The organism is Bacillus sp. BS98 (genome assembly GCF_008432245.1).
GTDB classification, from domain to species: Bacteria; Bacillota; Bacilli; order Bacillales; family Bacillaceae_G; genus Bacillus_A; species Bacillus_A toyonensis.
Genome location: NZ_CP043830.1, coordinates 2,137,959 through 2,156,983, shown reverse-complemented (window position 1 = coordinate 2,156,983; position 19,025 = coordinate 2,137,959). Strand labels below are relative to the sequence as shown.

Below are 19,025 nucleotides of genomic sequence, written 5' to 3'. Positions count from 1 at the left end.
TTCACTTCTAATTATTTTGTTAACATAATATTCTTACTGTATTCCGCGATCAATGCCTGTGCATGAGCATTCCCTTGAATCACATCGCGAAATTCTTTTAAAGAATACAAATGCGTAACTCCTTTTCGAGCATGAATTCGCACTGGTACACCTTGTAAAGTATCATGAAACTGAAATGGATTGTCTATCGGCTCTATAGGAAAACCGAGTGTTAGTAGATACATATACATTCTTTTTGTAACTGCTGCAATATACCATTCCGCTTTCGTTTCTAACGCATGCACAAATAAAATAGCTGTTAGCCTTTTGAAATGCCCTCTCCCACGAGACGTTTTCGCAATACTTAGCTTGCCTATTTCATACACATTTTTCAAATCTTTCACTAAATCATTTTTAGAAAACGGATAGAAAAACTCAGAATTTGATTGTTCGGGTACCGTATACTTAATACACTCTACTGTACCTATATGATGCTCATCTTCTATTAATAAAAATCGTGTTGGATTTAAATTACGTTCTACGAACATTAAGTTTCTTTCTTCACAAAAATCTCCCCATAGTTGCTCGAACCAAAAATGTTCTTCCTTTGTTTGAACACGCTGGAACATATTTCCCCGCCTTTCCCATCGTCGCTCTGTTTTGATAACGCTTTCACTATCTATCATATAAGAACAAATCTTCGTATGCAACTAAAAATATTTATGACTTATTATATTCTGCAAAACGAATTAAATTCCAACTTCGTCGTCTTTTACCTCACATGTACAGTTATTCTAATAACTTATGTGTATCACTTTTCAAATTACATCCTACTTACTTCCATACAGCATATAATTCTTCTTAATCTAAAAGAAATCCTTTATGAAAAAGGATTTCTTTTACTTCTTATTATTTTTTAACCACTTCTCAAAGATTTGTACCATCCCATGTTTTCCTGCTAATTTTTCTTCTCCTTGTTTCGTCTTATATGGATATAATTGCAAAAAGACACCGCACCCAGATTCAATTTTTTTACTATGCATATGACTTCCTGGATATACACAAATAACTTCATAAATTGCCCGTCGATGAAAAACACGTTTTCCATTCTGTTCTTCTACATACTTTATAGACCAGTATTTATACATTTGCTCAGTCGCTTTCGTATTTCCAACGTGCTGAAAAATATTGTACATTGGGCTATACTTCACTTCAATAATAATAGAAGATTTATATACGTATTTCCCTTCTTCCTTTACATAACAGTCTAAGCGAATATCTGGTTTTTTTGTATCCTCGCCATTATAAAAGTTACTCCCTTTACTTAATGCAATAAGGGGGTGTGTTTCAATTAAGTCATTAAATGCAACGTGAACCTTCATATCATCTTGATGTAAAACTACTGTCGTCCCATCTTGTAACCCATCTACATAAAAATGCTCTTGTATTTGTTCACGAATGGGATTTCTAGCTTTAAAACCAATTTGCTCTAGCATGGAAATAACGATAAAAAAAGCGTAATATTCATACACTAAAAACGTTGGTTTATATACAAATAATAAAGATGGAGATTGATCTGTATATTGTGGAAGTAAGTTTAAATGCTGTAGTAATTGTTGATGTGGAATTGGTAAATCGTATGAGTTCATATTACCCGTTTCAGAAACTTCTCTCCAAAAGGGGGAATATATTAAAGTTTTAAAGTATTGTACACTTTCACGTACAATATGAGCTAATATTTTATATTCTTGTATTTTCACAGAGCTTTTACGTAAATCGGCTTCTTTTAGTAAATGTATATTTTTATATTTTTGCTTCTCTCTATCAGTCACAGATCCATTACGCTCAATTGTTTGCATAATCGTTTTTACAGCTTGAAACTCTTCTAATTTTTTCTTTTTTTCTCTTTCTAATATTTCAATTGTTTGACGTAAAAAACTTTCGGCTTCAAGTAAATAATGATAAAATTGCATCGCTTTAAATTTAAGAAATGCATTTTCCCTACTATTTTTTTGTTCAATAAACTTACGATTATAATATTTCGTATAGGACTTTCTTTCCGCCATTATTGTTCCTTTTCTCGTTGCCTTCCGTTCCTTCACTTCCCATTTATATTCATGTATAAATTTTGAACTTGATTCAATCTTTTTAAAAACTTGTTTTATCTTTTTCATTTTTTGCGGCAGCTTTCTAAGTAATACTAAATAAGAAGAATCCTCAATATCACTAAGGGCAGAGAAAGTCTTTTTATAATAACCTCTATCTAAAATCAACTCATTTAAAATTGACTTTACATAGTTTTGAATCATTTCAAATTGGTCATCAAAAAAATTTTTTGGAACGATTTGAAAAGCACCATAATACGTTGTGTCTTCTATGCGAACTTCAAAATGATATAAACCACATCGCCATGGATAAAAGAATTCCGTTTTTCCATGTTCATAAATTAGTACCTTTTGTTTTTTTTCATTTATTTCGTATTGTGACTCTTTTATATTTTTCTGGCCCTCATACACTTTATTCCATATGAAAGTAATATTCATTGGACTTTCATAATGGTAATGCAATCTTATCGGTTTTAATTCTTGTACTTTGTAAATACATTGAACTAATGCTGTAGTAGATGTGCAAAGACGATTTAATAAAATATACTCCCCTTTTGCCTCTGTTCCTATGATTAACTTTAATACAAAAGGGAGCGTTTCATTCGTATCAACGATTTCTGTTTCATACCGCTCTTCATTTCGCATATCCATACAACTCCAGTTCTCTACGTTTTTCTCTTATATATGCTAAAGAGTGTTCAAATGTAGAGACTCTGTTTGCAAGTGGCGATTGCAAAAGAGGTACTAAAGTCGCTCCCCTTTTTACTTCTTCAGAAAGTAATGACCCAACCATCATTTCAGTACCTCTTAATTTCGTCAGTACACGTTGCTTTATTTGTAAATCAAAACCTTCTTCTCTGCTAATCATATAAGAATGATTATTTTGAAACGGTATATTTTGCAAATACATAGCAATTGCATTTGCACATCGAAAAGAAATTCCCTTTGACGCATCATGTGATGACAATACAACATGCAACTTATCTAATAGCTCTAACTCTTCTTCAGAAAACACTTCAATCATAGATTTCTTTCTGATCCAATTTATCCGAAATTCTCCCGCTGTTACTTTCAGAGGTGGTTGTAATACACCTTTCTCTTGTACCATGCACATCTCACAAAACGGAATTTTTTGTAACGTAATTAAATTGGTTCGGTCTAATAATCGATCAGAGAGTTCTTTCGTTGTTTCATCAAAATTCACAGTACCTACAAAGATAATATTTTCTCCAATTTCAATTGTTGATGGAATTTGGTTTTCTAATTTCTGCGCACCCTCATACAAATTCAAAATACGATTTTCCTTTTCAAGTTGAAGAACAGATAGAAATGGAGTAAACCAATGCTCAATATGTGACATGTTCATTTCATCAAAAACGATTATATACAATTGATTTTGATTTTCTTTTGCCTTCATTAACGCTCTAACTAACTTTGTTTCACTTTCAATAAAAGTACCATTTGGGTGAAGATATCCAAGTAAATCATGTGGTTCTTGATACGATGGAGAAATCGGAATCCAAACCAATTCTTCTCCATACTGTAATCCAAGTGCCTCTGCATAAGCTTGCACAAAGCGTGATTTTCCAACTCCCGGTATACCACCAAGAATCGTTAACATATTGGTTTTTACACTTATATGAAAATTATAAATATCTGTTTCGTCCAAATACATCCCTTTATTACGCACCGTACTTTGTACATACTGTAAAAAGGATGATTCACGCTCATCCCATTCCCATACTTCCTTGTGTATTTTTATATCCTCTACTTCAACTAGCCTCCCTTCTTCCGTTATTCGTTTTTTTAATAGCTCATACACTTGATCACTTACGAAATACAATTGCTCTTCTACCGCGATTTCTACATGCTTCATCCAGTCACTTAAGTCTATATATTTACATTCTCGATTTTGTTCAAAATACGCGATTGAACTAATTGATGACTTTAACAATATATTTCCATATAACCTTCCATCATGCCACAGTAATTCAGGAGACTCAAAGTCTTTTGGATATTTCGGCATAAGAAATGATAAATAACCATTACAAAGCTTTCGTTCTAAAGACTCTCTTTTTTTATTATCTGCAACTTTAGGTGCTGGAATCATTTTATAGCCAGTTGCTATTTCTCTAGGTTCTTCTGTACATATTAACTCCACGTACACATTTCCTCTTTCATAATAAAGACGAAACATAACCAATTGCTTTTCTAATTTCTTCTTCTTTAATTCTGAAAAAATCTTTTCATTCTTTTTATTGCTACATAACCCTTCAAATATATAATGTTCATTTGTAAATTGCTCTTGTAAATTAGATGGTATTGGCGATAGACATTGTACAAAAAAATTCTCTCCATTCTTCTCTCTCTCCGCTTTTATAAATTTCCCGATAAACCTCATATAGTACATTCGTTTTATAAAACTTGGCTGAAGAGCTTTATGTAATTTCATCTTAATCACCTTCTTTTTTCATACTATTCTTAGTGTATGAAAGAAAAAAAAAACTAGAAATAAAAAACCTGACGTTATCCGCCAGGTTCAAAATTAAAACGTATATTAATGAGATGGAAATGCTTTTTTCTCTTGTAAAATAGCATTGTGAGCAATTTTCATTTTAGCCAGTACATATCGTAATCGATCCTCAGCGTTTTCATCTTTATTTTGCTGCAACTCCGCTAAATTCTCAACAGAACTCGCTAAATTTTCAATTACTCCCCTTAGTTCAGGATGATGATTAAAAAAAGATTCTTGTACTAATACTTTCCTTAACTCACTAGCTAAATCAATTATTCTAGACAACTGTTCTTTTTCTTCCATTTTCATCCCTCCTGAATATCTTATGTATTAAATATTCTCTACACAAAGAAAAAAGCCCTTTAAATGAAAAGGACTTTTACATTTTTATCGTTCCAGTTATCAACAGATAAAGTGATGTGATAGCTGCGACAACAATTGCCCACATCACATATCTCTCTATACCTACAAAACAACGATTCCCTTTTTCTTTTCGTGCAAACATGTAAACGATAATCCCAATTCCATATACGATTGAAACGAGTAATAAATTCTTTAAACCCGCTGCATAAATAAGCCATACAGAATAAATAGAGGCAATTAAAGCTAACGAGCCATTTTTTACTTTTGCATCTTTTAGTTCATTTGTAATTACTAATTTGAATTGGTATAGCGCTGATAATAAATATGGTAATAATATTGATGTTGACGCAATAAAATACATAATTTGATATGTCGATTCTGAAAACAGAACAATTATAAATATAATTTGAGCAACGATATTTGAAATCCATAATGCCATGTGTGGCGTTTGCTTTTTATTGGTTTTCGTAAAGACCTTCGGAAACACGCCATCTTTTCCTGCTACGTGAGAAATTTCCGAAACAAGTAAAAACCAGCCAATTAATGTACCTACAAGTGACGCAACTAATCCAATATTAATTGCCATTGCACCCCATGGCCCAACAACATGTTCTAATACATGTCCCATTGAAGGAGTTTCTAAAACGGAAAGTTCTCCTCGCGTCATTGCTCCCATTGACAGAACAGAAATTAAAATATAAATAGACATAACTAAAATTAATCCAAGTACTGTCGCTTTTCCAACGTCCCTACTATTTTTTGCTCTTCCTGATAATACAACTGCTCCTTCAACCCCAATGAACACCCATAGCGTTACAAGCATTGTATTTTTCACTTGACCAAGAATAGCGGAAAGTGAGATTGTTCCTTCTCCCCAAAAATCATGTGTAAATGTATCCCAGCGAAACGCTGTTACCATTACGACAATAAATAATAAGATCGGAACTAATTTCCCTACTGTTGCAATAACATTCATAATGGAAGCTTCACGAATTCCAAATAAAATTAGAAAATGCAATGTCCATAGTAAAAGTGATGCACCTACGATTGACGCAACATTATTTCCACCTTTAAAAATTGGGAAGAAGTAACCTAATGTACTAAACAGTAGCATAATTGTTGCAACATTTCCTAAAATCCCTGCCAGCCAGTATCCCCAAGCACTGTTAAAACCAATATATTCACCGAATCCAGCTCGTGCATAACTATAAATTCCGCCCTCAAGCTCCGGTTTTTGTCTTGCTAACGTTTGATATACGAGCGCAAGTGGAATCATTCCCATTGCTGTAATACACCAACCAATTATCGTTGCACCACTATTTGCTCCTACTGCTAAATCATGCGGTAAACTAAAAACACCGCCACCAACCATCGTTCCAACTACTAATGCGATTAACGGAAAAAATCCTAACTTCTTTTCTATTTGTACCACCCCATCTGTCATTCTAGGTGTTATGTTCGTTCAACTATTAAAGTCACCTTTTTCTCTAATAGACGTTTCTCTTATATTTTTTCAGGAAAACATTACTTATTCTAAAAGAAAATGAAGAAAAATGGAATACTTTTTTGAAAAAATGTATAAGTATGCACAAAAAAACCGCTCATTTTGTAATGAGCGGTCATTTTAAACATATAAAATTGTATATTTCTTGTAAAATTAACGAAGTAAATTCTCTTTTTGTAAAAATTGTTTCGCTACTTCTTCACTACTTTTACCATTCACATTTACTTCATAATTCATTTTTCGCATTTCTTCATCTGCAATCTTTCCAGCTAATTTATTTAATACTTTTTCAAGTTCAGGATATTTTTGTAATGTCTCTTTTCTTAATAACGGCGCACCTTGATAAGGTGGGAATAATCCTTTATCATCTTTTAGCACTTTAAGTCCGTATTGCTCCAATTCACTATCCGTTGAATATGCATCGATTACGTTCACATCACCAGATTGAATTGCACTATAACGCAGTTTCGGTTCCATCGTTTTAACATTTAAAAACTTATAGTTATATAACTTTTGCATTCCTTTATAACCATCTTCACGATCTGCAAATTCTAATGTAAATCCTACTTTAGCTTCCTGTGCAATATTTCCTAAATCAGAAATTGTATTTATATTCTTTTGATCTGCTATTTTTTTCGGCATCGCTAGTGCATATGTATTGTTATACTCCATTGGATTTAACATGACCATATTATATTTTTTTTCCATTCCAACGCGAGCTTGTTCATATACTTCCTCACGATTTGTGCTTTTCGGTTCTTCTTTCACGAAAGTAGATAAGGCTGTTCCTGAAAATTCTGGGTATATATCTACTTCACCTGATTTTAACGCTTCAAATACAAATGCTGTTTTCCCAAGACCCGGCTTTAATTCTACTTGTAAATCTGTATCCTGTTCAATAAGTTGTTTGTACATTTGAATTAAAATTTCTGGCTCCGATCCAAGTTTTCCAGCAATAACTATATCTTTCTTTTGTGTATTCCATAGAAATGGAGTAGCAATCATAACTACAACTATACATATCGTCAATATAACGCACTTAGAAGAGCGTTTGGGACTCTCAAGTATGCGTAGTACTATATCAAAGAATAAAGCGAGTAACGCAGCTGGTACGGCCCCTAAAATGATAAGCGCATGGTCATTTCGATCGATCCCGAGTAGTATGAGCTTACCGAGCCCACCAGCACCTATTAAAGCAGCTAATGTAGCCGTTCCAACAATTAATACCATCGCTGTACGAATACCAGCCATAATAATTGGCAACGCGAGCGGAAGCTCTACCTTCCATAACCTTTTCCAGCTATTCATCCCCATAGCTCTCGCCGCTTCTATAAGTGATTCATCTAATTCCCGTATTCCTGTATATGTATTTCGTAAAATAGGTAATAGTGCATACACAACTAATGCGATTATAGCTGGCAGTTTTCCAATTCCTACTAACGGAATTAATAGTCCAAGTAAAGCAAGTGAGGGCACTGTCTGCATAACAGCAGAAGTCCCTATTATAAATTCAGCCATTCGTTCTTTTCTCGTTAATATAATGCCAAGTGGCACTGCAATAATTACTGCAAAAAATAGTGAAATAAGCGATATTTGTAAATGCTCACTTAATGCACTTAGCAATTCTATTTTTCTTTCTTGGAACGTTTGAATAAAATCAGTCACTGTTTAGCCTCTCTCCTTCATTTGTTCAACAATATAATTGACAATATGACGACTTGTTAACATACCAACATATTGACCATCTTTTTCAACCGGCACTGATTCTTCAGTTTGTAAACGGACTAGTGCTTCTTGTAAAGGAGCATGTAAAGATAAAGCAGCTCCTTCTATTCGTGTATGATCGTCTAGTGGCATTACATCTTCTATAATTATTCCCTCATACCATTGTCGCCCACGATTTCCAATGAACTCCTCAACAAACTCATTTTTCGGATTATGTATAATACCTTCAGGTGTATCTAATTGAACAACTTTTCCTGCTCTCATTACACAAATGCGATCACCAAGTGATAATGCCTCTTGCATATCGTGCGTTACAAACACGATCGTTTTTTGAATCTTTTTTTGCAGTTGTACGATATCCTTCTGAAGTTGCTCCCTGCTTAACGGATCTAACGCACTAAATGGTTCGTCCATAAGAACAATTTTCGGATTTGCGGCTAATGCCCGTACGACACCGACACGTTGTTTTTGCCCTCCTGACAATTCATCAGGCATACGATCACGATATACATCTGGATCGAGCCCAACCATCTGTAGCAAGTCATCGACACGTGCTTTTATTTCTTTTTTGCTCCATTTTCTCATTTCAGGAACAACTGCAATATTTTCAGCGATTGTCATATGTGGAAATAAAGCAATTTGCTGCAACACGTATCCTATATTCCAACGTAATTCATTTATATTATATTGTTGAATATCTTTTCCATCGATTAAAATTGAACCTTCTGTCGTTTCAATCAAACGATTAATCATCTTCATTGTCGTTGTTTTCCCGCAACCACTCGGACCAATGAGAACAAAAAATTCTCCTTTTTTAATTTCTAAATGCAATGAATCCACTGCTTTTGTGCCATCTTCATACGCTTTTGACACATGATTAAATTGAATCACAAATACAACTCCTTTATTGTTGTTTCCTTTATTTTGATGGAATATGGAATTCATTTCAAATGATACGCATTATTTCTATATAAAAAAGAGCTCACATTTGAGCTCTAACGGTCGAACAATATTGTTTTCATAATAGCAGCATATTCACGCACATACATTTTTCTCTTAGAACGCATTGGCGTTTCTGCAGCTAATGCCTCCATCTGTATTCCTAAACGCCTTGCAATTATTTTTGTTCGATATAAATGATACGTATTACTGACAACTACCGCATGTTTTACATCAAATAAATCCATACTAAACTTCAAATTTTCATACGTATTTGTCGAACGGTCTTCCATTAAAATACGACTCTCATCTATACCGTGTACCATTAAATAGTTTCTCATACTGTGAGCTTCCGGTATATCTTCATCTTCTCCTTGACCACCTGAAACAATTACTTTCACCTCAGGGTGAGAATATAAATATTCCAACGCTACATCCAAACGGTTTTGAAGTGATAAAGACGGTCTATCTCCAAATAACTTTGCACCTAATATAAGAACGTATGGAGAGTGATTACTCAATTTCTCACGAGCAACTTTATTCATTCGAAACGTCATATAAATAATGTATAGTGGCGGTAGTAATAAGATTATAAGTAATATCCATTTGTTCATAAATAAGTTAACACTCCCTTTCTTTTTATTATATAGAAAAAGAAAGGGAGGCAGAAGTAATTTTTAAACGAGTGATTTATTCGGAACATCCGCTCTGATTTTACGTTGTGATATCACATAGTAAAGAGCGATTCCTAATGATAGGATCAATATACAGCTTAATAGGTAAAATGGGAGCATTACCCCAACTTTAGATACACCTGCTGTAAACACCATTAATAATACTATTCGTATTCCTGTACCAATTAAGCGAAATAAGCTGTCCACTCGTCCCATTACTTCGTTTGGGATTTCCTCCATCATCAATACATTTCTCGCGACTCTTGTTCCAGCGTTTCCAATCGCATGAAAAATCGCTAGTCCATATAACAGCATTACGGACGGTTCAATGATCATTATGGTAATTGAAATTACATAAATGATCATCGTCAAAACGATTGAAACTTCTGTTTTAACATACTTCATTATGAGTGGAATACTGATTCCCGCAATAACCGCTCCGACACCGTACATCATACCTTCTACTGCGTATACAGAAGCATTGGCTTTAAGTATATCTGAAATATAAACTGGTATTAAATAATTTGCCATCATAACACCGATAAACGGCATATAAGTGGCAAGTAAAAACCAAAAAAGCTTAGGACACTTTTTCATAAAGTGAATTCCTTCGAACAATTGCTTCTTAAACGGTACTTTCCGTTTCACTTCTTTTTTCTTTACGTACGGTATACATAAGAAAAGAAAAAATGCTCCTGCAAAAGTTAACATATCTACTAACAAGATCCATTTCAAAGAAACAATTTCAATTAAAAAACTCGCAGCTGCTCCTGAAATAACTTGTGTTAACTGTCCTTGTATCTCCATCGTTCCACTTAAATTTTTATAATGTTCTGCTTGAAATATTTCTTGGTTAAATGCAAAAATTGTAGGATAGAATAATAGATAATAGAATGACCCTGCTATATAAATAATAATGTAATGAATAGAATGATAAGATTGCCCGGCAAATCCCCATATAGTCATCATTCCTATAACGGCTATCCCGATACCTTCGTTACATAACAATAAAGATTTTCTTGAAAAACGATCAATGCTTTGCCCAATGAATGGTGTTAATAAAAACATAATGAGGGTTGCAACGATCGAAACATAACCAAACGTTGTCTCTCCCCCACCTTCTTTAATTAACAACCATGGGATCGTAATCATAACAATCCCGGAACCAATAGCTGATAAACTATTGGCTCCTAGAATGTAATACAAGCGAGAATCATGATAAAGCGAGGACATATCACTCCACTCCTAGTTGTTTTTTCACCTCTTTATATACGCTCATATATGCTTTTAATTCTTTAACTACATCATGAATTAATGGTTTTGCATCTTCTCCAAGTTCACCATCTTGTACGTGAAGTCCATCAAGCACTACTTGTTTTGGGATTGCATTTGCGTAAACACCTCTAGCAACAGTTCGCATACTATTTAATGCGTTAATTCCTCCTTTACCGCCCCCCGCAACAGCTAGTAATGCGACAGGTTTATGGATAAACTCACTACTACTTAAGTAATCTAACGAGTTTTTCAGCGCTCCGCTCATCGCATTATGATATTCTGGTGTACATAGTACTACACCGTCTGCTGCTTTCACTAACGCTTTTAATTTTTTTACTGCCTCTAAATCACGTTGCGATTCTTCGCCGTTATATAAAGGCAATTCCTCTATTGCTAAATCGTATAACTCCCCTTCAAATTGATCTGCAATATATTTTGCCACAACGCGAGTTCTACCTAATTTTCTTGGTGTACCGTTAATAACGACTAGTTTCATAAACAATTCTCCCCTTTGTTTTCAAATTCTACTTATATATTATCAGAAATTTCTATACAAAACACAATATAAAGAGGGAACTTCCTTAATCAAATAGTATGATACACGAAAAAAGAACTCATACTTTCGTATGAGTTTCGCGCTATTACTTTGTTTCACCATTCTGACTTATTGTACCTATGCTTTTATTTGCCTCAAAATGGTAATATGCTTTTTCCGCTAATTCTGTTCGTTCTTCTGGTAATTCTATATATTTCATTACGTTTTCAATTATTTTTTCGTACGGAGTAAATACAATTCCCGGCCACTCTACCTCATCTTCTGGATTACTATTTTCGGAAATAATAAATTTCTTATTTGCGACTGCATAAGACACGCGAGGTGTTTCAAGAATTCCTGATAAGTAAAAATGAATATTTAATATAATTTTAGCTCTAGCAATCAATTCATTTCTAACAATTCCCCACGCATTATTTTTAAAAACTATATTTAAATTTGGGGCAATCGCTTTTAGATGATCAAAAATAGCTTGCCGCCTCGGATTAAGAGCACCTATAAACAGAATATCAATATCTTCAGTAATGTCATCTTCAAATGCATCTTTTTTTATTTCCAAAGTTGGAGCATAGTTCATTTTTACATGTTTTATTTCTTTTCCTACCCCTTTTTGTTTTAGCCACTCTATATTTTGTTTACTATAATCCCAAATCACTCTATCTTTTAATAATATTAAATAAAGCGGGTGCGCATATGGACTTCCTTCGTATAGCTGTTCTAAATTATAAATAATTGCATCTTGCGGAAGGAGATTCGGGTTATAAGCGTATGTATGCGCTCCAAAAATAACTGTATTCTTTACATTTCCCAGTATTGTTTCTGATATAATTACTGTATTTCCCTCCTGCTCCAACCTCCATTTCAAAGCTCGCGCAACATCTATGAAACTACCGTACGTCTTCGGGCATATAAAAAGACAATAATCATATTCTTTATTCAAATAAACTTCCATTAATTTTAAATTATTTTTATATAAATCTACATCCGGATGTTTAAGTACCAACTCATTTGCATGTTTTCTTGCCACTTTATATAATCCAGCATAATAAGCAGCGATGCATCTTCTTAATTCGATTCTTTCCCGATCTTCATCTAATACATCCATGTTTAAAAGAAGATTTGCGATACAATACGCTTTTAAATGATCACGATCATAATAATAGTCTAGTAGTGGCATCAATTCTTCATACGTATTTCCATGCACCGATTCCCCTAGTTCAATCGCCCATCGTATTAATTCCATGATTATTCCACTACTCCTTTAACCGGAAATGTATTTAATAAAATTTCGCATTATTTTCTACCACATTTGCTATATGAAATGGAATCTCTTCTTTTATCGATTCCAAATACTTTTGCGACACCGCCCCTAAATGTTTTTTATGAGGTATATAGAAAGCACTAATAGAAATTTCATAGTCAAATAAGTAATCATACACATGATAATCCACAAATAGAAGATCATCCTTTGGAAAAGGAATTTCCTTCCCTTGCAGAGCATACATCAAAGCAATATTGTTTTGAGATCGTAATCGATACAACCTTGCAAGTTGGTATAATGGTTCAGCCCGAGTTGGTCTATATTCCCACGCTTTTTGAAAATAAAAAACAGCTAATGCTAAATATTTCTCTTCTTGCCCTTTAACATTTTCTTTTTCATCAGCATCTGTCACTTCATTTTGTTTATTTGCTGAACGATTTGCTAACTGCTCATAGCAAAATCCTATTCGCAATAACGAATAGAATACCTCTTCAACCCAACCCCCTGCTTCCACTCGTTTTTTATACCATTTAATCGAATCTTCAAATTGACTTAAATGAAAATAAGTCTGAGCTAAATAAAATAAATATCTTATATGCAAATCTGGCGTTGTTTCTGGGTCGTTTATTCCTTGTAACAACAACCTCTCATCTCTTTCAAATTTATCAGCTTTACTCCCGCCATCTCCGGGATCATTCACGACAAGAGTCTCTAACCGATCTACCCTCGTATTGTAATTCGCTCCAACTTTTGAGCGATCTATATCCCAATACTCATGAGTAACACCGACAGATTTCCATGGTAAAGAAGCTTTCAAAAGACGTGTAAGCCAATATTTAATATGAACATCATATTGCAATGTAAGATAATGATCTTCCGTTAAGCTCGTTTTATCGAAATTCGGATCAACCTCTAAAATCATATCCGCATCTAATATTAATAAATAATCTGCTTCTGGATATGTTTTTTGCGCTAATGAAACAGCTAAACTTCTGTTATAACCAAAGTTTTTAAACGGCTCATGATGAACCGTCCCAGGTATCTCATTTTCCTTACACCAATTTTCAATAATTTCAGGCGTATTATCCGTCGATCCAGTATCACAAATAGAAACATAATCTACAATTGATTTTGTTGCATTTAAACATCTTTCCATAATTCTAGACTCATTTTTGACAATCATACAAAGACATAACTTTTTTTCTTCCTTTGCAGACTTCACTTGCTCATTTCCCATTTAACCACCTCATATTTTATTAACACGCTCTTCTCATATGTAACAACATTTTTTAGCTATACTGATGACATAAGCACCCTTTTACTATTTATGAAAACTTCATTTTATTTATTCTTACTTTTATGTTGGGACATATTTCATGCTTCGCTTTATATTTGATACAATCAATACAAAAAAACATAATACGGGAATCCGTACATTTCAAAGTCTAAGAGGAGGTTATATTTTGTTGGATTACATTTGGCTAGATGACAAATCACCAATTTTAGAACAACTACCAAGTAATTTTAAATCTGCAGCTATATTGCTACATCCATTTGTCCAAATGCCTTTAGGATGGGAAAATTCTGTGAGAAAAAGACCATATGAGCACATCTATCCTAGCGCTGAAGAAATCATTCACAATGGGAAATCCGTTTCTTGGAAGGAAATGATGTCTTGTAGTGGATTACATTCATACGCAGACCTAGCAATGGCCATGTTGACTTCCATTAGTGCCTTTTCAGAAGAATATAAAAGAGAGGATTTAGCTGAAAAGCTACATTCAAACTTAAAAAAAGATCTTTATTATCCAACAGAAGATTATACGTCTATATTTTTATTACACAAATTACTTAAACTCCTCGGTTCTAAAGGTGCAAAAAATCTATATTTCTCTGAACCAATTCTTGATACAAACGGATTATTACAGGTAAATAATACTACTCCATTAAATATTTGGGACATTAGCAATAATGAGTTAATTATTACTGGAGAAGACAATGAGTATGCGTTTATGAGTATATACGATTCCTTTACAACCTTATTATTAGCTAAAGAAGAAAATATAGAATATATTGTTCAATCAATGAATGTTGAAGCTGTCATTTGTGACAATAAAACGATGATTGATTGGTATTTTTAAATTAGTAATTTCTTAAACTATAAAAAAGAAACTTGCGCTTATGCACAAGTTTCTTTTCAAAAACATCCTTATTTTTTTACAACTTCATGTCCACCGAACTGATTACGTAGTGCTGAAACTACTTTTCCGTGGAATGTATCATCTTCCTGAGAACGATAGCGCATAAATAATGACATCGCGATTACTGGTGCCGCTGCTTGTAACTCAAGCGCAGTTTCAACAGTCCATTTCCCTTCTCCTGAAGAGTTCATTACACCTTTAATGCCATCAAGTTTAGGATCATCTGCAAATGCTTTTTCAGTTAAGTCCATTAACCAACCGCGGATTACTGATCCGTTCGCCCATACTTTTGCAACATCTTCATAATTGAAATCAAAGTCACTCTTATCTAGTACTTCAAATCCTTCAGCGATTGCTTGCATCATGCCGTACTCAATACCGTTATGAACCATTTTTAAGAAATGACCACTACCAACGCGGCCAGCATAAGAATAGCCATTTTCTACTGCTAAATCTTTAAATAAAGGTTCTAATTGGTCATAAATTTCTTTTTCTCCACCAACCATTAAACAAGCACCGTATCTAGCTCCTTCTACACCGCCAGATGTACCGATATCTACATAATGTAATCCGAAGCTTTTTGCTTCTTCAGCACGGCGTAACGTATCTTTATAGAATGAATTTCCACCTTCAATAACGATATCACCTTCATCTAATAACGGATACACATCTTTTAATACTGACTCTACAACTTCTCCTGCAGGCACCATTACCCAGATCGTACGAGGAGCTTCTAATTCAGCGATCATTTCTTTTAATGTATGACGTGCAGTAATTCCTAGTTTTCCTGCCTTTTCTACAAGCTCTTTATTTACATCGTATACAACTACTTCATGCTTGTCTTCATGTAAGTGTTCAGCTAATGGGAATCCCATTTTTCCTAATCCAATTAAACCTAGTTTCATATTAATCAATCTCCCATTCTATACAAATATATTTAATAACGAAATTAATCCAAGTGCTACAACTGATAGTATCGTCTCCATTGCAGTCCATGTTAATAATGTTTCTTTCACAGTCATTCCGAAATACTCTTTAATCATCCAAAATCCAGAATCATTCACATGTGATAAAATTAATGATCCTGCGCCTGTTGCAAGTGCTAGTAGTTCAACATTTACCCCAGGTGTACTTGCTGCAATCGGTGCTACAATTCCAGCTGCTGTCATCATAGAAACAGTAGCTGATCCCGTTGCAACTCGGATAAGTGCTGCAATTCCCCATCCAAGTAATATTGGTGAAATATGTGATTCTTTCGCCATTTCAGCAATTGTAGTACCAATTCCAGAATCTAATAACACCTTATTAAACGCACCACCAGCACCAATTACTAACAGTATGTTTGCAATTGGCCCTAAGCAATCATTTGTAAATTGTAATACTTTATCTTTAGAAAATCCTTTTGCATAACCAAGACTAATGAAAGAATAAATCGTTGCAATTAATAAAGCGACTATTGGATCTCCAATAAAGTGTAACACTTGTGCAAGTTGACTCGTTTTATGTAACGCTACTTCAGCAATGGATGCACCAAGCATAAGAAATACTGGAAGTAAAATAGTAAACAATGTATTTCCGAAGCTAGGAAGTTCTTTCTTCTTGTCTCTTTCAATAAATTGCTCCGCTATATCTAACGGCACTTCTTTATGTATACGAGCACCGATCCATTTTCCGTAAAGCGGCCCCGAAATAATTGCAGTTGGAAGTCCGACAATTAATGCATATAAAATTGTCTTCCCTACATCTGCTTTAAAAATACCTACCGCTGCCATCGCTGCTGGATGTGGTGGAACAAGTCCATGTACAACTGAAAGACCTGCTACAAGCGGAATACCGATTGTAATAAGTGATACCCCTGTTTCTATGGCGATTGTAAATACTAATGGAATTAATAGTACAAATCCAACTTGGAAAAACACCGGAATCCCTACTAAAAATGCAACAAACATCATTGCCCAGTGAACACGTTTCTTCCCAAAACGATCAATTAATGTGTTAGCAATTCGTTCAGCACCGCCAGATTCGGCCATCATTTTCCCAAGCATCGTTCCTAATGCTAAAACAATTGCTAAAAACCCTAACGTACTTCCAAGACCCGATTTAATAGAATCAATAATCCCTGGATGTTGTGGTGAAGTTGCAACCAAGGGCATCCCCATTGCTAGCCCAACTCCGATTGCTGTTAAAATTAATGCGACAAATGGATGCCATTTCACTACTGTAATAAGTAGAAGTAGTATGACAACTGCCGCTAGTACAATCCCAACTACCATTTCTCCCAATCCCCCTATTGTTTACGTTGGAAAGCAGCTATACAATCAAATTCTTCTTTCAATCGATTGTAAAGTCGTTCATACATATAAAACATTTCTAAATAAATAGCCGTATTTTCTTTATTTGGTACATGGTGATGGACAATATCAATCCAATCCTTCACCTCGTCAAGAGAATCAATTTTTCCTACCGCATATAAAGCAAGTGCCGCTGCCCCAAGCGCAGATGCTTCATGACTTTCAGGAACAAGCAATTCTTTTCCCATCATATCGGAGAGCATTTGTCTCCAAAATGCAGACTTCGCAAATCCTCCTGAAACACGTATTTCAGTAAGTGGTCCTGTACAATCACGGATTGCAAGTGCAACTGAATATACACTCATACAGACACCTTCCATAACTGCTCGTATAAAATGTTCTCGTTTGTGCTGAAGGTTTATCCCAAAGAATGTACCTCGAGCATTTGCATTCCAGTAGGGTGCACGTTCTCCAGATAGAAACGGTAAAAATAGTAATCCATCTGCTCCAGCTGGTACACTTTCCGCATACTTAATTAATAAATCATAAGGATCAATCCCAAGCTTCCTCGCTACCTCTTGTTCCGGGCTACCAAATTCATCACGTAACCACCTAAGTAATATTCCACCGTTATTCGTTGGCCCACCGATAACCCAGTGCTCATCTGTTAATGCGTAACAAAAAGTTCTTCCTTTTTCATCTGTATTAACACTCGATGCAATAGTTCGAACCGCACCACTTGTCCCAATCGTAATTGCAGCGGAGCCAGGTGATATTGCACCAACACCTACATTTGCAAGAACACCATCACTCGCACCAATAACAACTGGAGTATCTTCATGAATGCCCATTTTTTGTGCTAATTCCGGTTTCATTCCCGATAAAATATATGTAGTTGGTACAGGTGTTGATAATTGTTCTGGTGACATATGTAACATAGTTAAAACATCTTCATCCCAGTTTAATGTTTCTAAATTAAATAACCCCGTAGCAGAAGCAATCGAATAATCAACTACGTAGCGTGAAAATAATTGGTAAATCACATACTCTTTAATGGAAATGAATTTATAAGCACTTGTATATAACTCTGGTTCCTCTTCTTTCATCCATAACAATTTAGAAAGTGGTGACATCGGATGAATTGGTGTACCTGTACGTCTATAAATTTCATGCCCATTCATTTGTTGTAATAATTTTTCTGATTGCTTCGTACTTCGATTATCTGCCCAAATGATAGAACGCGTTAACGGCGCACCGTTTTCATCTACTGCAATTAATGCGTGCATAGCTGTACTAATACCGATTGAAGAAATATCTTCTGGTAGTACATTACCTTTTTTAATGGCAACGCTTACACTTTTGTATACAGCGGCACATATTACATCAGGATCTTGCTCCGCCCATCCGACGTTCGGTTGAATGATTGGATAATCAATTGCATGTGATGCAACGACTTTACCGTTTTCAGTGAATACAACCGTTTTCGTACTTGTGGTACCGATATCAATCCCGATTACTCTCCCCCTTGTTTCCATGCGAATCTTCCCTTCGTTTCTAGCAAAATACGATTTAGTAAACCGTTTACATGAATTAGTATATAAAATATTTTTTCTTTAATCAAGTTTTAAAAAGAAAATTTT

General features: G+C 34.6%; 16 protein-coding genes. 1 reads left to right on the top strand and 15 read right to left on the bottom strand.

All coding sequences use genetic code 11. The annotated features are described in order from the left end of the window. Positions 1-11: 11 nt before the first annotated feature. The 12 genes from F0362_RS11245 to F0362_RS11190 all read right to left on the bottom strand — a co-directional run bounded on the left by F0362_RS11245 (position 12) and on the right by F0362_RS11190 (position 14,130). Positions 12-608, bottom strand: a complete 597-nt coding sequence (locus F0362_RS11245) for a hypothetical protein (RefSeq protein ID WP_000487809.1) — start codon at positions 606-608, stop codon at positions 12-14. A 270-nt stretch (positions 609-878) separates the two neighbouring features. Beyond that, positions 879-2,729: a hypothetical protein gene (locus F0362_RS11240; RefSeq protein ID WP_001243344.1), complete on the bottom strand. Its 1,851-nt coding sequence runs from the start codon at positions 2,727-2,729 to the stop codon at positions 879-881. Next, positions 2,719-4,536, bottom strand: coding sequence for an AAA family ATPase (locus F0362_RS11235; RefSeq protein ID WP_016091088.1), 1,818 nt, complete (start codon positions 4,534-4,536; stop codon positions 2,719-2,721). The genes F0362_RS11240 and F0362_RS11235 overlap by 11 nt, the downstream gene beginning before the upstream one ends. A 105-nt stretch (positions 4,537-4,641) precedes the next feature. Further along, entirely contained in the window at positions 4,642-4,902 is a 261-nt protein-coding gene (locus F0362_RS11230) for a hypothetical protein (RefSeq protein ID WP_000391448.1), read from the bottom strand. A gap of 76 nt (positions 4,903-4,978) precedes the next feature. After that, positions 4,979-6,406, bottom strand: a complete 1,428-nt coding sequence (locus F0362_RS11225; RefSeq protein ID WP_000129458.1) for a basic amino acid/polyamine antiporter — start codon at positions 6,404-6,406, stop codon at positions 4,979-4,981. A gap of 213 nt (positions 6,407-6,619) precedes the next feature. Further along, positions 6,620-8,131 carry an ABC transporter permease/substrate-binding protein gene (locus F0362_RS11220; protein ID WP_061529944.1) on the bottom strand — a complete coding sequence of 504 codons (1,512 nt, stop codon included), beginning with the start codon at positions 8,129-8,131 and terminating at the stop codon, positions 6,620-6,622. 3 nt (positions 8,132-8,134) lie between these two features. Next, a complete protein-coding gene (locus F0362_RS11215) occupies positions 8,135-9,082 on the bottom strand; it encodes an ABC transporter ATP-binding protein (RefSeq protein WP_000614062.1) in 948 nt (315 codons plus the stop codon). Positions 9,083-9,186: 104 nt separating this feature from the next. Continuing rightward, the gene (locus tag F0362_RS11210) at positions 9,187-9,744 is read right to left on the bottom strand and encodes a YdcF family protein (protein ID WP_001045785.1); all 558 of its coding nucleotides are present in this window, start codon (positions 9,742-9,744) and stop codon (positions 9,187-9,189) included. Positions 9,745-9,807: 63 nt separating this feature from the next. Then, the gene (locus F0362_RS11205) at positions 9,808-11,037 is read right to left on the bottom strand and encodes an MFS transporter (protein WP_061529943.1); all 1,230 of its coding nucleotides are present in this window, start codon (positions 11,035-11,037) and stop codon (positions 9,808-9,810) included. A 1-nt stretch (position 11,038) separates the two neighbouring features. Further along, positions 11,039-11,575: an NADPH-dependent FMN reductase gene (locus F0362_RS11200; protein WP_000780368.1), complete on the bottom strand. Its 537-nt coding sequence runs from the start codon at positions 11,573-11,575 to the stop codon at positions 11,039-11,041. 145 nt (positions 11,576-11,720) lie between these two features. Continuing rightward, positions 11,721-12,875, bottom strand: coding sequence for a CgeB family protein (locus F0362_RS11195; protein ID WP_061529942.1), 1,155 nt, complete (start codon positions 12,873-12,875; stop codon positions 11,721-11,723). Between the two features lie 34 nt (positions 12,876-12,909). Continuing rightward, entirely contained in the window at positions 12,910-14,130 is a 1,221-nt protein-coding gene (locus F0362_RS11190) for a glycosyltransferase (protein WP_000526215.1), read from the bottom strand. A gap of 139 nt (positions 14,131-14,269) precedes the next feature. Between F0362_RS11190 and F0362_RS11185 the strand changes: the two genes are divergently transcribed. Further along, the gene (locus F0362_RS11185) at positions 14,270-15,034 is read left to right on the top strand and encodes a DUF2711 domain-containing protein (RefSeq protein WP_142335583.1); all 765 of its coding nucleotides are present in this window, start codon (positions 14,270-14,272) and stop codon (positions 15,032-15,034) included. Positions 15,035-15,102: 68 nt separating this feature from the next. Here the strand turns inward: F0362_RS11185 and gnd are convergent, their stop codons facing one another. Genes gnd through gntK form a run of 3 tightly spaced genes read right to left on the bottom strand, consistent with a single transcriptional unit; the run spans position 15,103 to position 18,920 of the window. Next, entirely contained in the window at positions 15,103-15,999 is an 897-nt protein-coding gene (gene gnd, locus F0362_RS11180) for a phosphogluconate dehydrogenase (NAD(+)-dependent, decarboxylating) (protein WP_000765981.1), read from the bottom strand. An 18-nt stretch (positions 16,000-16,017) separates the two neighbouring features. Then, a complete protein-coding gene (locus F0362_RS11175; RefSeq protein ID WP_061529940.1) occupies positions 16,018-17,367 on the bottom strand; it encodes a GntP family permease in 1,350 nt (449 codons plus the stop codon). A gap of 14 nt (positions 17,368-17,381) precedes the next feature. Further along, a complete protein-coding gene (gene gntK / locus F0362_RS11170; protein ID WP_000450022.1) occupies positions 17,382-18,920 on the bottom strand; it encodes a gluconokinase in 1,539 nt (512 codons plus the stop codon). Between the last annotated feature and the right edge of the window lie 105 nt (positions 18,921-19,025).

Excerpts from the sequence above, each read along its gene's own strand:
- F0362_RS11245 (WP_000487809.1), bottom strand. The coding sequence starts at position 608 with ATGTTCCAGCGTGTTCAAACAAAGGAAGAACATTTTTGGTTCGAGCAA.
- F0362_RS11240 (WP_001243344.1), bottom strand. The coding sequence starts at position 2,729 with ATGCGAAATGAAGAGCGGTATGAAACAGAAATCGTTGATACGAATGAA.
- F0362_RS11235 (WP_016091088.1), bottom strand. The coding sequence starts at position 4,536 with ATGAAATTACATAAAGCTCTTCAGCCAAGTTTTATAAAACGAATGTAC.
- F0362_RS11230 (WP_000391448.1), bottom strand. The coding sequence starts at position 4,902 with ATGGAAGAAAAAGAACAGTTGTCTAGAATAATTGATTTAGCTAGTGAG.
- F0362_RS11225 (WP_000129458.1), bottom strand. The coding sequence starts at position 6,406 with ATGACAGATGGGGTGGTACAAATAGAAAAGAAGTTAGGATTTTTTCCG.
- F0362_RS11210 (WP_001045785.1), bottom strand. The coding sequence starts at position 9,744 with ATGAACAAATGGATATTACTTATAATCTTATTACTACCGCCACTATAC.
- F0362_RS11205 (WP_061529943.1), bottom strand. The coding sequence starts at position 11,037 with ATGTCCTCGCTTTATCATGATTCTCGCTTGTATTACATTCTAGGAGCC.
- F0362_RS11200 (WP_000780368.1), bottom strand. The coding sequence starts at position 11,575 with ATGAAACTAGTCGTTATTAACGGTACACCAAGAAAATTAGGTAGAACT.
- F0362_RS11195 (WP_061529942.1), bottom strand. The coding sequence starts at position 12,875 with ATGGAATTAATACGATGGGCGATTGAACTAGGGGAATCGGTGCATGGA.
- F0362_RS11190 (WP_000526215.1), bottom strand. The coding sequence starts at position 14,130 with ATGGGAAATGAGCAAGTGAAGTCTGCAAAGGAAGAAAAAAAGTTATGT.
- F0362_RS11185 (WP_142335583.1), top strand. The coding sequence starts at position 14,270 with ATGCTTCGCTTTATATTTGATACAATCAATACAAAAAAACATAATACG.
- gnd (WP_000765981.1), bottom strand. The coding sequence starts at position 15,999 with ATGAAACTAGGTTTAATTGGATTAGGAAAAATGGGATTCCCATTAGCT.
- F0362_RS11175 (WP_061529940.1), bottom strand. The coding sequence starts at position 17,367 with ATGGTAGTTGGGATTGTACTAGCGGCAGTTGTCATACTACTTCTACTT.
- gntK (WP_000450022.1), bottom strand. The coding sequence starts at position 18,920 with ATGGAAACAAGGGGGAGAGTAATCGGGATTGATATCGGTACCACAAGT.